The 15,946-nt window shown below is 43.0% G+C and carries 13 protein-coding genes; 8 read left to right on the top strand and 5 right to left on the bottom strand.

The genetic code is table 11. From position 1 onward, the window contains the following. Nucleotides 1–60: 60 nt before the first annotated feature. From ACJVC5_RS03025 to ACJVC5_RS03005, 5 genes are all read left to right on the top strand, one after another. Complete coding sequence (locus ACJVC5_RS03025; RefSeq protein WP_408097909.1) at nt 61–1,506, top strand: UDP-N-acetylmuramate--L-alanine ligase; 1,446 nt, start codon at nt 61–63, stop codon at nt 1,504–1,506. Between the two features lie 73 nt (nt 1,507–1,579). Further along, on the top strand, nt 1,580–3,211 hold the full coding sequence (locus ACJVC5_RS03020) for a hypothetical protein (RefSeq protein ID WP_408097908.1): 1,632 nt from the start codon (nt 1,580–1,582) through the stop codon (nt 3,209–3,211). 117 nt (nt 3,212–3,328) lie between these two features. Next, entirely contained in the window at nt 3,329–4,492 is a 1,164-nt protein-coding gene (metK, locus tag ACJVC5_RS03015) for a methionine adenosyltransferase (protein WP_408097907.1), read from the top strand. Nucleotides 4,493–4,560: 68 nt separating this feature from the next. Then, a complete protein-coding gene (locus tag ACJVC5_RS03010; RefSeq protein WP_408097906.1) occupies nt 4,561–4,794 on the top strand; it encodes a hypothetical protein in 234 nt (77 codons plus the stop codon). 115 nt (nt 4,795–4,909) lie between these two features. Beyond that, on the top strand, nt 4,910–6,424 hold the full coding sequence (locus tag ACJVC5_RS03005) for a sigma-54-dependent transcriptional regulator (protein WP_408097905.1): 1,515 nt from the start codon (nt 4,910–4,912) through the stop codon (nt 6,422–6,424). A 12-nt stretch (nt 6,425–6,436) separates the two neighbouring features. Here the strand turns inward: ACJVC5_RS03005 and ACJVC5_RS03000 are convergent, their stop codons facing one another. From ACJVC5_RS03000 to ACJVC5_RS02980, 5 genes are all read right to left on the bottom strand, one after another. Next, entirely contained in the window at nt 6,437–8,494 is a 2,058-nt protein-coding gene (locus ACJVC5_RS03000) for a Kelch repeat-containing protein (RefSeq protein ID WP_425325721.1), read from the bottom strand. A gap of 287 nt (nt 8,495–8,781) precedes the next feature. Beyond that, the gene (locus ACJVC5_RS02995; protein ID WP_408097903.1) at nt 8,782–9,630 is read right to left on the bottom strand and encodes an MlaD family protein; all 849 of its coding nucleotides are present in this window, start codon (nt 9,628–9,630) and stop codon (nt 8,782–8,784) included. Between the two features lie 8 nt (nt 9,631–9,638). Then, on the bottom strand, nt 9,639–10,367 hold the full coding sequence (locus ACJVC5_RS02990; RefSeq protein WP_408097902.1) for an ABC transporter ATP-binding protein: 729 nt from the start codon (nt 10,365–10,367) through the stop codon (nt 9,639–9,641). Between the two features lie 3 nt (nt 10,368–10,370). Further along, nucleotides 10,371–11,135, bottom strand: coding sequence for an MlaE family ABC transporter permease (locus tag ACJVC5_RS02985; protein WP_408097901.1), 765 nt, complete (start codon nt 11,133–11,135; stop codon nt 10,371–10,373). After that, on the bottom strand, nt 11,132–11,614 hold the full coding sequence (locus ACJVC5_RS02980) for a hypothetical protein (RefSeq protein ID WP_408097900.1): 483 nt from the start codon (nt 11,612–11,614) through the stop codon (nt 11,132–11,134). The genes ACJVC5_RS02985 and ACJVC5_RS02980 overlap by 4 nt, the downstream gene beginning before the upstream one ends. Nucleotides 11,615–11,827: 213 nt before the next feature. On the opposite strand from ACJVC5_RS02980, the gene ACJVC5_RS02975 reads away from it, so the two are divergent. From ACJVC5_RS02975 to flgB, 3 genes are read left to right on the top strand one after another with little or no spacing between them, the layout of a single operon-like run. After that, nucleotides 11,828–14,527, top strand: a complete 2,700-nt coding sequence (locus ACJVC5_RS02975; protein ID WP_408097899.1) for a tetratricopeptide repeat protein — start codon at nt 11,828–11,830, stop codon at nt 14,525–14,527. A gap of 32 nt (nt 14,528–14,559) precedes the next feature. Further along, nucleotides 14,560–15,501: a sigma-54-dependent transcriptional regulator gene (locus tag ACJVC5_RS02970; RefSeq protein ID WP_408097898.1), complete on the top strand. Its 942-nt coding sequence runs from the start codon at nt 14,560–14,562 to the stop codon at nt 15,499–15,501. A 31-nt stretch (nt 15,502–15,532) separates the two neighbouring features. Further along, nucleotides 15,533–15,940 carry a flagellar basal body rod protein FlgB gene (gene flgB, locus ACJVC5_RS02965; RefSeq protein ID WP_408097897.1) on the top strand — a complete coding sequence of 136 codons (408 nt, stop codon included), beginning with the start codon at nt 15,533–15,535 and terminating at the stop codon, nt 15,938–15,940. Nucleotides 15,941–15,946 lie beyond the last annotated feature (6 nt).

The following is a 15,946-nucleotide window of genomic DNA, read 5'->3' as shown; positions in this document are numbered from 1 at the left end:
CCACATTCATTCTTGAAGTAGGCTAGAATAGAGAAATTCTAGCTTACTAAAGGAAATGGAATGGACCTCGCAAATCTCATCTCGCAAGAAGATCTCATCAAGCGTCGCTCGCAAATTAAGAAAGTATTTTTTTATCGCATCTGTGGTGCAGGCATGGGACCTGCCGCTGTTTTAGTTAAGCAAGCTGGCTTTCAAGTTGAAGGAGCAGATTCTGCTTTTTATCCTCCGATGAGCACCTTTCTCGAGACAACTGGCATTCCTCTTCACAAGCTAGATGTAGTGACTCCTGAATTTCTGAAACAATATGATTTGATCGTCGTTGGTAACTCAGTATCAGGGAAACTAGATGCCGCACGCATGATTGAAAAAACCGGTGTGCCATTTACTTCGTTTCCTTCTGCACTTGGTTCTCTGGTGCTTAAAGAAAAAAATGTCATTGGTATTGCCGGTACACACGGTAAAACAACAACGACTTATTTCTTAACACAGATGCTTGAGTCACTTGGACAAAATCCTGGTTACCTTGTCGGCGGTATTATTGAAGGTCGCGATCCAGCGAAACTTGGGGACAAGTATTTCGTCATTGAAGCTGATGAATATGACTCTGCTTACTTTCATAAAATTTCGAAGTTCCGTCTTTATGAACTTAAAAATATGATCCTGACTTCGTTAGAGTTTGATCATGCGGACATTTTCTCTTCAGTTGAAAAAATTGAAGATGAGTTCCGTGCAGTAATGCCAAATATGAAATCAACTCTCATCCTGAATCAGGAATATCCTTCAGCGATGAAGCTTCATAAAGAATATTCTCAGAACTCTAATCAGAAGTGGTTCCTCTACGGTGCGGGTTCTGAAACGGGCCCTCATAATGTGAAAACATTTGAGAACGGCTCAGAGTTCGAAGTGAAGTGGAAAGGTGAAACGATTCCATTCAAATCAAGTGTCGTTGGCGGACATAACGTTCTCAATATCACGAGCTGTATTCTTTATCTTCTTTCTGAGGGCTTTAAAGTTGCAGATGTTCAGAAGGCAGCTTTATCAATCGGTATGGTAAAACGTCGTCAGGAAGTTCGTGGAAAGTATAAAGACATGATTGTGATCGACGACTTCGCTCACCATCCTCGCGCCATTACTGTTACTCTTGATGCCATTCATGCTCGTTTTAAAGGTAAGAAAATTGTAACGATCTTCGAGCCAATTTCAGCGACAGCAAGAAGTTCAATCTTTCAAAATGAATTCCGTGATTCTCTTGCTGGTTCAGATAAGGTCATCATTGCAAAAGCAAGTATTGCTACGACTGCATTAGGTGGTCAGGACCTTGATGTAGATAAACTCGCCAAGGAAATTACCGCCATGGGAAAACCTTCTCAGGTCGCCACTAATTTGGAAGAGCTAAGAACCGCAATTGATAAAAACATTGATCAAGATGGTGTCCTGTTAATTCTTAGTAACAGAACTTGTCTTGGATTATGGGAGTCGAGCTTTGTTCAAGAACTTAAGCCATAAGGCTTTATTCTTATCATTGTGCCTCGTTTCTCTATCTTCATGTGCAACTTCCTCTGTTAAATGGGAAGGGGACATGTCGAATCACGTGGCCACTTATATGGAGTCCTTCGATAAATTCAGGACTCGTATTTGCGTGCCAAAAGCAGAGGCAATGTTCGATCAGTATCTTTTGGCCTATCGAGGCCAGGGGTATTGGATTCCGGAACTGAACGACGATGTAGATGTTGAATCCATCAAAGCGCTCCTCCCTCAGTTTGAGAAAAAAGTCGCTTGGATCAAAGATCAAAAAGAAAAAGTGAAAAAAGGGAAACTTCCAAATGAGGACGTTACCGCTCCTTCACGTAAAATTTTAAAGAAGCTTCTCTCTCTGAAAAAAGGTGAGCTAGCTACCGATGAAGCGAAGAGAACCGCCACTCGCAAAGAGTCACTTAAGCTTTTAGGCCAACTTCTGAAGAGCTATGAGACTTTAATTAATAAGGTCTCTTTCCTGTCCAACTTCCAGTATCCGGTCGATCATTTGAAAAATCGTAAGGTCTATGACGAGTATCGTGAGAAAGAAGATTCTGAATCAGTAAAAGTGGCGAACTATTCTTTCCTCTATAGAAAGTTATTGGAAGACGGTGCTTATAATAAAGACCGAACCGGTTCTGATATTTATCTCCGCACCACAATTGATACTCTTCATTTTGAACTTCAAGGACATGGCTTCTATCTTTCAGAGGACGCCCGATATGATATGGAGTTTGTGCTTTCGAAAATCGAGTCAGAACTTGCAAAAGGTAAATCTCGTTTAGTGGAAAGACTTGATGAGTGGGAAGACCGGACTCGTCGTGCCCATGATTTTTATCGTTCACTGACTCTTCCTGAGAATCAGGTCCAATCCATTGCAGGAGACAAGAACTCAACTCCAAACCGTCAGCTCATTCTTCAGCACAACCGTGCCGCTGATCAGTTGAAGGAATTCGTTTATACCAAGCAGGCCGAAGTTTATAACTACTGGTTGAATCAACCGGAACTTCCACGCGCCATCTTCGTTCTAGAAACGATTCTTCTTAATGAAGTAGGTGGAGTCGATGGTGATGATGCTCTTGAGCGTCAGGACGTTGCTCGTGTTGTAATGAATCGTTTGGATAAGCCAAAGTATCTTTCAATTGGTAAGAAAGAATTCATTTATCCTTATCTTAAAAAAGTGACGACGGATTTCCATATTAAGAATGAACGATGGCTCAATGCTTTGTTTAAACAGGGTGAGTTCTCATTCACTTATTACTACATGAGTGGTGTGGCGAAGATTTTTTGTCCGGACATGGCCCCTCGTGCGAAAAAGCTCAGACAGCAAAACGTAGAGATTGCTCTTCAGGTTTTAAAAGAGGGTGATACTTCCTTTAAGACGACTCGCTATTTTTCACGCGCCAGTATGATTGGTCGCATTCATATGGATTCCATTTGGGAAGACTACATTCCTTACCCAGAGCGACCAGGACTTCTGTCTAAAGGGCAGGAGGAGCTTTTAAAGGCATTTAACGATGGCGACTACACCTTCCTCTACTCGTTTAAAGATCCTGCATTCGAGGTCTACCAGGTGGTAGAAATTAATGGTCGTAATTACGCTCTCGGTGAGAAAAACGGTATAAAGCTATTTTATGACCATCGGAATCCACATTACTTCCGCTACTTTACCAAGACCGAAACCGGCTCTCGATAGTCACCTTTTATTTAAGCCAAAAAATGTCTCAAATTCCTTTTGATAAAATGCATCAAGCAGGGTATAAAAACGCCCATTAGATTATTATTTGTTTAGATTTTTACAGGAGCTAAGCTTATGTTGAAAGATTATATGTTCACCTCTGAATCAGTAACTGAAGGTCACCCGGATAAAATCGCTGACCAGATTTCTGATGCTGTACTTGATGCCATGCTTGCTCAAGATCCAAAGTCTCGCGTAGCTTGCGAAACTTTGATCACTACTGGTCTAGTTGTTGTTGCTGGTGAAGTTACAACTGGTGCAAACGTAGACATCAATGAAACTGTTCGTAAGACAATCAAAAAGATCGGTTATGATCACTCTGATAAAGGTTTCGATGCTAATACTTGTGGCGTAACAATCGCTCTTGGTAAGCAATCTCAAGATATCGCTGTTGGTGTTAACGAAGGTGAAGGTAAATTCCTTGACCAAGGTGCTGGTGACCAGGGTCTTATGTTCGGTTACGCGATCAACGAAACTGAATCTCTTATGCCAATGACAATCGATCTATCTCACAAGCTAGCTCGTCGTCTTGCTGAAATCCGTCACAACGGAACTTTCCCACTTCTTCGCGCTGATGGTAAAACTCAAGTTACTGCTCAATACGAGAACGGAAAACTTTCTCGCCTAGATGCTATCGTAGTTTCTACTCAACATGCTGAAGAGCTAACTCAGAAGCAAATTGAAGAAGCTATCATGGAAGAAGTAATCAAGAAGACAGTTCCTGCGAACCTAATCGACAAGAACACTAAATACTTCATCAACCCAACTGGCCGTTTCGTAATCGGTGGACCAACTGGTGACTGTGGTCTTACAGGTCGTAAAATCATCGTAGATACTTACGGTGGTCACGGTGCTCACGGCGGTGGTGCTTTCTCTGGTAAAGATCCTTCTAAAGTAGACCGTTCAGCTGCATATGCTGCTCGTCACATTGCTAAGAACGTAGTTGCTGCTGGTCTTGCTGATAAAGCTCTCGTTCAAGTTGCGTACGCAATCGGTGTTGCTAAGCCGATGTCTCTTCTAATCGACACTTTCGGAACTTCGAAAGTTGATGAGAAGAAACTAACTGCTGCAATCAACGAACTATTCGATATGCGTCCTAAGGCGATCATTCAGCGCCTAGACCTTCTTCGTCCAATCTACTCTGAGACAGCTGCTTACGGTCACTTTGGCCGTACATCGAAAGATGGCTTCACTTGGGAAAGACTGGATATGGTTGATGCTCTTAAAGGTTTCTTCTAAATCTTAAGGCCCTCGAAAGAGGGCCTTTTTTTTTACTTTCGCTGGCGAAAGTGAATTACACTTAAATCATGCAAGAAATCTATTTCCTCGCTCGCCATACGCCGTTCTGGGCAGTTCCACTTATTGTTTTAGGTGGAGAGTTCGCTTATTTGTTCTGGCTAAAAAAGAAAAAGAGCTCGGCCATTCTTTGTTTAATCTTCGCTTTTATTGGTTTGTTCGCATGTTCTTTTTACGTTTGGGCCGGTGGTCCACAGAAGTCCGTGAAGTTCATCAAAACAATGCACCGCAATCACTTTCAATAATAGTCTTACATTTGACACCTACTAAATAACGCTTTGTAATCATTAATTATTGATGGGGTCTAGAAATTGACACCCGCACTCGGACAATTGTAAATTTGTGTCTTCCGGAGGATCTATGGACGATATGAATTTCCTGCATCAAAGTTTTGATGGATCAAGTGTCATGAATTTCCCGCCCATCATCATCGTTGAAGACGATAAGCTTCTGGGACTCTCACTTAAAAAATACCTCGAGCAAACTCTCAAACTTAATGTGCAATTGTATTCAAGCTCTGAAGACTGCTTGATGAACTTTGCTAAACACCATCCGAAAGAAAGCCCATTCTGTCTTGTGACAGATATCAGCCTTGAGCAGGGTTCTGATGGCCTGCTCTTAATTGATATCCTGAAGGACAAAGGCTTTGAGTTTGTTTCAATCGTGATGACTGGTTTTGCGAGTATTGAAACTGCCATCGCTGCGACTAAGAAAGGTGTGTTCCACTATCTTACGAAGCCATTCGAAATCGAAAACTTAAAGAAGCTGGTTATCCAGGCCCTTCAGACGAAGCTATCAACTGTTCTTCCGCGCGAGATCGTGTCGGAAGGCGAGGGTGTATTCGCAGCTGGGGACCGAAGCAAAGCGACTTCTAAGCTTAAAATTGATCGTCCTACGGTGGAAGATACTTTCGAGGGCATGATTGGCCGTTCGAAGGCCATGCGTGACGTGTTCGATCGCATTCAAAAAGTGGCCAAAACTGATTCAACGATCCTTATCATGGGGCCGTCTGGAACAGGTAAGGAGCTGGTTGCTTCTGCGATCCATAAGCTATCAAGTCGTAATCTTAGAAACCGCGTTTCTGTAAACTGCGGAGCTATTCCTTCTGAACTTTTAGAGAGTGAACTTTTTGGTCACGTGAAGGGTGCTTTCACAGGCGCTATTTCAAACCGCAAAGGTCGCTTCGAACTTGCTCAGAACGGAACTATCTTCCTGGATGAAATTGGTGATATGCCACAACTTCTTCAGGTGAAACTTCTTCGCGTTCTTCAAGAGCGTCAGATTGAGCCAGTAGGTTCTTCTGAAAACATCGACATTGATGTGCGCGTAATTGCGGCCACTCACCGTGATCTAGAGAAGGCAGTTGCTGAAGGCAAATTCCGTGAAGACCTTTTCTATCGCTTGAATGTAATTCCAATTAAGATGCCTGCGCTTAAAGAGCGTAGAGAAGATATTCCTCTTCTTATCTCGCACTTCCTGGATCGTTTTGTTTCTGCCGACCGTTCGAACGAAATCAGCTTTGCTCCACTTACGATGGATCTATTGATGGGTTACGACTGGCCAGGTAACGTACGTGAGCTTGAGAACGTCATCGAACGTCTGGTTATTCTTCGTGGTGGTAACGAAATTCTTCCGGAAGATCTTCCGGCGAAAATCTTCCGTTCGAATCCACTTGCTACTCATCAGTACAAGACGCTGTTTGAACTTCCGGAAGTCGGTGTGGATCTGAAGCAGATTCTTTCTGATATTGAAGACTCACTTATCATGCAGGCGATGAACCGCACTCGCGGAAATAAAAATCAGGCGTCGAAGCTACTTGCTCTCAATAGAACAACTCTGATTGAGAAAATGAAGAAAAAAAATCTGGAGCTCTAAAAGAGCTCCTTTCTATCTCCACTCATCACTTGCAGGATTGTAAATTTCTGAGCTGTCGTGGATCATGGTTCCCGTTCCTCCAATGAGGATGACATTACCATTGGTGAGCAGATGCATCGTGTGGAAGATGCGGGCAAAATTCATATTGGCCACTTCACTCCAGATGTTGGTGTTAGGGTCATAGATTTCTGTACTTTTCAGCAAGACAGTCGTTGTTGGGTTGAAAGTCCTCTTTACACCACCAGTAACTAGAATTCGTCCATCTGCTAAGATGCTGGCCGTGTGGTCGGTTCGTGAATGATTCAGCGAGGCCACTGTTGTCCAGGTGTTTGTGGTCGGATCATAGATCTCTGTTGAGGAGGTGCTCTCTCCTACATCAGACATTCCTCCCGTCACGATCACTCGTCCATCGTTAAGTAAGTTTGCTGTTTGAAGTCCTCGAGCAATGTTTAGATCATCTGCTGGAGACCAGGTATTAGTGCTTGGATCATAGATCTCAGCACTCGCGATTAGATAGAGGTTGTCGGGAGATCCTCCTACCACCAACACCCGGCCATCTTTTAAGAGTGTAGCAGTGTGACCTATCCGAGAAGTGTTCATGGAAGGGGCGGCACTCCAGGTGTTTGTCACAGGATCATAAATGTCGGCACGGGCGTAATAGTTTGAAACATTCGCTCCACCGGTAATTAAGACTTTTCCGTTCTGAAGAAGAGTAGCAGTGTGATAAGTACTGGGTACTGACATAGGTGGGATAGAGGTCCAAATGTTATTATCAGGATCATAGATTTCCGCAGTATCTGATGGACCGGAACCGGTGTTCCCTCCAGTCACCAGCACTCGACCATCGTTTAAACGAACCATATTTGCCAATTGACGAGGAGTTGACATGGAAGCAACTGAACTCCAGCTATTGGTAGATAAGTTAAAAACTTCAGCGCTGGCAATTGTATTTGGCCCATCGGTTCCTCCTGCCACTAATACTCGACCATCGTCCAAAACCGCCGATTGGTGATGGAACCTTTTTTCCGTCATGAGGGCCATTGGAATAAAGGAAGTGCTCCAGGTATTGCAGGCCGGATCGTAAACCTCTACATCGGAAGAAATTCCTGAATCCGTATATCCGCCGATCACCAGCACTCGACTATCATTTAAGGTGGCGGTGGCGGGGGCCATTTTATTCTGATTCATAGAAGGTATCCCACTGGTGTTCCAGGAGTCTGTAGTAGGGTCATAAATTTCAGCGCTAGATAAAAAGCTAACGACATCATTTCCTGCTGCTATCAATACTTGTCCGTTCCATAGAGTTGCTTGTATATGTAGATTTCTTGCCTTATTAAAAGAAGCAACAGGGGTCCAAGTATTCGTCACTGGATCATAGATTTCCGCAGTGTCATGGAAAGTTGAGCCATCGGGAGATCCACCCACAACTAAGACTCGCCCATCTTGTAAAAGACTACTTGAGTGAAACATCCGCGCCACACTCATATCAGAAGTGGCACTCCAGGTATCGGTGATGGGATCATAGATCTCAGCGCTGGTGAAGGCCGTATTTTGATCGACGGTGCCTCCTGTTACCAACACTTTCCCATTGTTTAAGGTCGTCGCTGTAAAACCAAGTCTTGGAGTCGACATGGGAGAAACTGGGGTCCAGGAATTGGTGGTTGGATTATATATCTCTGCACTGGAGAATGGATTACTTGAATCCGTTCCACCCACTGCTAAGACTCGTCCATCTTTTAAAGTGGTAGAGGCATGAACGCTCCTGGCAGTGGTTAGGGAGGCCATGGGTGTCCAGGTATTGGAACTTGGATTATAGAGTTCAGTACTGGCGGAAGCTAACATCACTTCATTAAGGCCTCCAATGACCAGTACTTGTCCATTGATTAATGTATTTGCGGAGGCGGCGTATCTGCTGACTTTCATTTTTTTTATGATGGGGTGGGTGGTACATTGAGGAGCGAAATTGGTTGGAATGACATTGCCGAGGAGATCAATATAGAGATGGGACTTGCAGCCAAACAGCAGCACTAAAAGCGAAGCTTTTAATAATGAATGGACAAAAACCCACATGCGTTCTTATCGACAAAATGTTAGGCCTCTTTTAAAACGAATCACCTTTGAACAAAGAGACTTTGGAGAATTTGGTCAGTCTTGAGTTTCGCAATTCAAGAATGCGAATTTTCAGTAAGTCTTACTTGTAAGACTTACTTCTTTAAAGGGTCAAAAAGCACCTTTGACGAAAGTATTTATGCTTCGATAGCCTTAAAGCACCTGGAGAACAAGAATATGAATTCCGTTTTATGGGTGAGCTTTATTATGCTCAGCCTTTTAGTTTTGGGTGTGAAGTACATTTCTCTCTAATTGTAAGGGACCTGCTTCTTCTCAGAACTTTTAATTGATTCACGGATAAAGTATTTAATGACTTTATTTCTCTGAGCTCCACCTAAAAGCGCCCTTAGATCGTCATGCACACTCTCATCATAGATAAGAGAGTTAACAGTTCCAGGGCCCTTTTCCACGCGATCTAGAATACGGCTCAGTGAGGCCGAAGACTTATTAAAGTTGGCCATGCTTGAATTTACATTTGTCACCATTTGCCCAAGTTTTGCGTCTTTTAATTCACTCGTCACTGCTTCAAGGTTATGCGAGGCCTTGTTGAGGGTCTGGACCGTATCAACAACCGTTTTTCCATCACCAAGCTTTACCAGGATATGATCTAATTTGGTCATGATCTTGGCGGTGGTGTCAGCAATGGTTTCGCCTTTCGTAAGGATCCTTTTAATGTCAGTGGCCTCTTCAGATTCGAGGACGTCAGAGTTGGGGTCAAACTTCGCTGCTTCTTTTGTTCCATTGTAAATCTCTACATACTTATCACCCACGAGGCCGGCGGTAGAGATTGAGATCTTCGAGTCTTTCTTGATCCATTGAAGTTCACGCTCAAGAATGGTCATGATGATTTCTACTTCATCTTCAGAAACGATGTTGATGCTGCTAACAGTTCCGATGCGGATACCTTTTAGTTCAACATAAGAGCCTTGCTTAAGTGCAGAAACGTTGCCAACGAGAGCACGGATGTCCACTTTCTTCTCAAAGACAGAGTTCTCTTTTCCGATACTCATGATCATGATCATCAAAACCACGATGAGGCTTGCCAGGAAGATCCCGACTTTAACTAGATTTGATTGATCTTTTTTTCTCACTCTCATAAGTCCCTCTATTCATTGATTAAGAAGCTTTGGACGAACGGATCCTTGCTGTTCTCAAATTCTTCTAGGGTTCCTTCAAAACCAATGAAACCATCTTTTAAAATTAGAATTCTATCGCACATTTTTTTTGCCACGGGAATATCGTGAGTCACGAGAATTCCAGAAACTTTTTGTGCTTTAAAGCGATTGATAACTTCCATCACCATTTCAACGTTTACCGGATCTAGTCCCGCCGTTGGCTCATCGTAAAGAATCATTTCAGGATTAAGCACCATGGCCCGAGCAAGGCCCACGCGCTTTTGCATTCCCCCTGAAAGGTCGGAAGGCATGAGATTAATGGCGTCTTCCATATTCACGATTTCCAGAATGTCCCGAACTCTTTTTTCAATTTCACTCTCGGAGAGTTTGGTGTGTTCAAAAAGCGGATAGGCGATGTTTTCATATACCGAAATCGAGTCGAACAAAGCGCCAGATTGAAACGAATAAGAAATTTTGGTCCGAATTGGACATAACTGTCTTTCAGTTAGAAGATCAATTCGTTTTCCGTGAAAAAATATTTCTCCATCATCAATTGGATCAAGTCCTATGATAGAGCGTAATAAAACAGATTTTCCGGTCCCGGAATTGCCTAAGAGTCCAATGGTCTCCCCGGACTTCATGCTAAAAGAAACTCCACGATGAACGATTTTTCCATCGAAGCTCTTTTTTAAGTTTCTCACTTCCAAAATCGAACTCATGTTTTATCCAAATAAAAGCAACAGGACCTTACTTAAAAAGAAGTCTGAGATAAGAATAATAATGGATGCCCTCACCACGACCCACGTCGCCGCTGTCCCCACGCCACGTGTTCCTTCTTTGGTCTGGAAGCCACGATAGCAAGCAGTGATGGAAATCACTAAGGCGAAAAACACGCACTTGATCATTCCACCGAAGACGTCCATAAAGTTAACAGTGCTTAGCACCTTATTCACATAGAAGCCCACGGGCATATTGAATTCAAGAAAAGCAATCACAAAACCGCCGATGATTCCCATGAACCCGCTTAGAACCGCAAGAAGGGGAAGAGAGATCATAGTCGCGAGAACGCGAGGAACCACCAGGACCCTAATGGGATTCGTTCCGAGGGCTCGAATGGCATCTATCTGTTGAGTTACATTCATGGCACCAATTTCAGCGCTGATACCTGAACCAATACGTCCGGCCACGAGCAGAGAAGTAAAAATGGGAGCGAGTTCACGAAAAATTGAAAGAGAAACAATCGCTGGAACATAAAGAGTTCCACCAAATTTCTCAAGACCATATCCAAATTGAAGCGTCATCACCAGACCGGTCACAATTCCAATCACGATAGTAATAGAGAGGGACCCGATTCCTAATTGAACGATTTGCTCAAACAGCCTGCCCCAATAGAAAGGGGAAGAGAAGGTGGCCTGAAAAGTGTTCTTAGTGAGCACCGTCACTTCACCCAATATCTGCAAATGATGTTTGAAACCTTGTCCAATCATCTGAATACCACTGAGTTGAGAAAGTCTTTAAAAGTGGAATCTGTGCTTTTATAAGTGTGGAAAGGGTCAATTGAGACAAAATCAAAGTAACAGTTATTTCTGCGCGTATTAAGAAGACGCAAATACACTTTTACTCCATCTACTAATCCGCTACCTTCTAAGCGATAGGCCTCACGATTTTGAAATGTCGTGTATTCACTCACAGTGGACTGAAACTCTTTAACTGTATTGAAAGTTTTACCGGCGAGTTTTTCCAGAGGCTGCTCCTGAAATTCTTCGCAAAAACTATTCGAGAGAAGGATGCGACCGTCTTTCGCATTTTCAAAAACAAAATCAGAGCGTTCATCTTTTTTGTAGACCCACGAGGGAGCACCAAAATGAACGGAATAGAAAGAACCCTTTGCTGTTTTGGGTCCATCATTGCTTCCTATAAAAAGAGAGCAACTTGTAAGGAATAAAAGAACAATCCACTGCCGCATAACCAAACCATTTTCAGCGGGTAATAATAGTAAATATTTTAAGTTATTGTTATCTCTCTGCAAATGAAGATTGTGTCAAAGACTCGGCGGCTATTTTTGCCGGTAGGAAAAATTTGTCTTTTCCAAAATCAAAACCACGCTACAATGAACACAGTAGGTAAAAAAGGCCACATGGATGTTGGTCTGACCTAGTAAAGACAGGAAGTCTTCACGATGAACAAGTTATCGGCCCGTTTAACGACTCTATTTGTAGCCAGCGCACTGGCCGCATCTTCAGTTTTAGCCGACATCATTGATCAAGAAACATTTAAAACGCATCTGCGTTGGAACCTTATGGTGCCACGTGACCAGTTTTATATCGTGAAGCGTGATCAAACCCTCTACATTGAAACCGTGAATCTCCAGATGTTTGAAACACTGGCGGGAGATATCGCCAAGTTAAAGACCAATGGTCAGTACATCGAGTCGATTAATTATTCAAAAGACAATTTCCCTGCCAAACCTGCAACAGTCGCCATAAAACTTAAAGATCCATCTGTTGAATTGTTCTCTTTTTACAGAGACGCTGACAAAAAATACATTCTGGATTTCTGGATCAATGCTGATCTGGTTTCTGAAAAGAACGCGGGTTTTAAAAAGCCTCTGCCAGTTCCTGTAGAAGAGAAGGCCCCTGTCGTTGTTGCTAAGAAGGCCGCTTCAGCTCCTCCTAAGAATGTTCTGTTGAATAGAAAGAGCAACATCCTTCCTGTGGTCGAGGTAACGAAGGCCGCGGTAGAGGAGAAGAGCGCTAATCCTGAATATCGTGACTTCAGATATGGAGCGAGTTTCATTTGGGACTATAACCCAATGATTCCGCAGCTAGAGAAAGACATTATTCTTGCTTCTAAAATTCCTGATGCTCTTTTTCCGGTTCAGGATCGTACGAATCTAGATGATGCTAAAGAAGCTCATATGCAGCTGACCATTAACTTCTATCGTGAAGAGAAGTGGGGACTTATGAATAAGTCCATTACTCTTTATGAGAAAAAGTACGGCAGAGATTCAAATCATGTATTTAATGAGTACTTAAAGGCCAACGCTCTTTTAAGAGGCAACCTTGCGAAGCCTAACCGCGGAATTACTCAGTCGGCAATGGTTCTTTTGTCTAACATTAAAGACCTGACTGACAACTACGAAATGAAATCGGCGATTCTTCGCTATCTCATTCAGTATAATGTTGATCAGAAAGACCACGTGAAGACCCTGGAGCTTGCGAAACAACTTTTCGTTGAGGCCCGTGGTGAATTTGATCAAACCATGGTGATTCAATCAGCACTGACCATTCTTCATGCTCTTGGCGAATTAAAGCAAGTCGATAAAATCGAAGATTTCTTAAGCGATAAAAAACTCGCAAGCATCCTGCCTCCTCAAATGGGTCTTGCTTATACGTCGTTCGCCCTTCTTTCAAAAGGGGAGACCAAAGAGCTCATTAAACGTTTTAAAACAGTTGAGAAATCGTTGGTGAAACCGATCCATCCGGCGATTCTCTTTAACGTGGCCGAAAGTTATTATCGTGAGGCCCAGTATGAGTCTTCGATCAAGACCTACGATGAGTTCCTCGCTTCTTATTCATATTTATTACAAGCTCCCTATGCCCGTCTAAGACTGGCCCTTGAATACGAACTTTTAGATCGACCAGCTGCTGAGAATTTAGTGCTGTATAAAAATGCGATTGATCGTTCTACCTCAGCGGAAATCAGATACGAGGCCAAGCTTCGTTATGTGGCCATGAGACTCGGTAGGAAGCTTAAACCAACTGAATCTGACAAAGAGACGGAAGTTTTTCTAGAGCAGTCTCCGGATGAAAGCAAAGCGCTTAATCCAAATCTAAAAAAACTTCTGTGGTTGGTACGTCTTCGTTTGTTTATTGCGAATAAAGAATACGATAAGGCCCTTTCATACCTCACATCAGTGCCTCTGGACGCACTTAAGCCGGCAGAGAGAAGAGTGTTTGAGGGCGACGGCGCTGAGATCGTGTATGGTCTGATTCAGGAAGCTTATCTAAAAGAAGACTACTCTAAGGTCGTGAAGATCTGGGAAGTTTACAAAGATAAGTATGAGACCAAAGTTGCGAAGAACCTTTATATGAACTTCGTGGTGTGTGACGCCTTCATTAAACTTGGATTGTATAAGAGTTATGATCGCGCACTTGCTAGTTTTAAGAATGTTCAGAGTGAAGAGGCCCGTACTTTTCCGATTTGGATCGATCGCACGAAGTCGATAAATCTTTCACAGATGATCGAAGAACTAAATCTCATCCGCCTAGTGGCGGATGCAAATTGGCAAGAGGCCGGGCTCAAGTTGACCTCCTATCCAGTGTCACTTAGGGACTCGCTTAACTATCCTTTTTATCAAGGGATGATCCATTTTCATCAAAAGAAATACTCTGAAGCAGTAGTGGAGTTCGAGAAGGTCCTGGTGAAACAGAACCCTCAAAACCAGCTAACTCCTCGACAAACTGCTGACCTTTTAATGGGTTACGTTGAGTCCCTGTATCAGTTAAGAGACCAGGATCGCTTTAAAACTGTGGTGAAAGCTTTAAGCGATGATATCGGACAATCGAAGTCGGCACCGATCTTGAATATCTCCGAGCGGATTAACTACCTCCTCATCGAGTCGTATGCGGGAGAGTCGAATCCAGAATGGAAGGAGCTCGAGATGATGACGAAAACGTTCCGAGAAAAATTTGTAAAATCTCCTTACAACTCGCGTGTTGGGTATCTTTATGGGCTATCATTGATAAAGAATGCCAAAGTGCCAGAAGGGCGTGAGGTATTGAGTCTCTTAACGAATGATAAAAATGTTCCTTCTCATATTAAAGAAATGTGTAGAAGTGAATTGGCGACACTAGAACTGACAGAAAAAAAATTATAGGTAAAACCAACTAACAACGGACAGGAGGTCTAATGTTATCTCAAGGTTTAGTACTCGTAGGCAATCATCCAAAATTCAACAATGCGCTTGAGACAGCTCGTAACGTTGCTGTTACCAAGACTCCAGTCCTGATTTCTGGTGAAATCGGTTCAGGTAAAAAAGCATTGGGTGCTTACATTCATGCAAATTCTGCGAGAAAAAATGCTCGTTTTGAAATTGTTGACTGTAGCTTTGATTCGCAGACAGTAGAGAAGATCGTACTAGGTTTCCGTGATGATGAAACTGGTCGCTTCAACCGTGGTGTACTAGAAGTTGCCAACGGTGGTACGGTAATTTTTGCCAACATTGATGCACTGGATGAAAATTTCCAAAAACGCCTATATACTATTCTACAAGAACTACCAGACTATGAGTTAGACGTTCGTATTCTTGCTACCACTTCGAAAAATCTTTCTAAGCTAGTTGGTGCAGGAAAGTTCTCACGCGCTTTATATACTTACTTCAGCGGTGTTTCGATCGATATGATCGCGCTACGTGAAAGAGGAACAGACGTGGAATTGATCGCTCGTCACTTTATCGAAGAATATGCTGCCGAGAATGAAATTGGCGATATCTCTCTTTGTACAGAAGCTGCTCGCAAGCTATCTGACTACTCTTGGAACCAAAACCTTTCTGAACTAAAAACATTCATCCGTAAGACGCTTTCTAACATGGATGGCACAACTCTGGACATCCAGGCGATCGAAAACGGTGAGCGCAAAGTTGAGTTCACAACTTCTGAAACTGATGAAGATGGAATGAAACTAATGTCTCTTAAAGACGCTGAAAAGCTTCTGATCAAAAAGGCCCTTGTTTTCACATCTGAGAACAGAACACAGGCCGCTAAGATCCTTGGCGTTTCAATCCGTACTCTAAGAAACAAAATCAATGAGTACAGATCTGAGGGTGCTAGCTACTTCGTTAACCTAAGATAAGACCTAAGTTTAAATTGTTGGGGCCATCACAATGGATGTGAATGACAAAACATTAAAAGCACTTACCACGGCGTTGAATTTCCGTGAGATGAGACAAGAACTCATTTCATCCAACGTCGCGAACGCCAACACTCCGGGCTTTAAGGCCAAGAAGATGGATTTCGAAGAAGCGTTGGCACGTGCTTTGGATGTGGACGGTCAGATGCAGATGAATGTCACTGATGGACGACATCATACTGTAGGCAATGGTGGCTTCAATAATTTAGAGCCTGAGATTTATGACGATCCGAACGGTGTCGTCTCGGAGAACGGGAACACCGTGGACGTCGAGGCCGAAATGGCAAAGATGGCAGAGAACAAACTAATGTACGATGCCCTCGTTCAGCTGATTAATAAGAAGATGGGTATCATGAAATACGCCATCAACTCTGACAAGTAAGGTGAT

The organism is Peredibacter sp. HCB2-198 (assembly GCF_045999315.1).
Taxonomy (GTDB): domain Bacteria; phylum Bdellovibrionota; class Bacteriovoracia; order Bacteriovoracales; family Bacteriovoracaceae; genus Peredibacter.
Note: the sequence above shows the minus strand (reverse complement) of the source record. Positions and strands in the feature narration are given on the sequence as shown.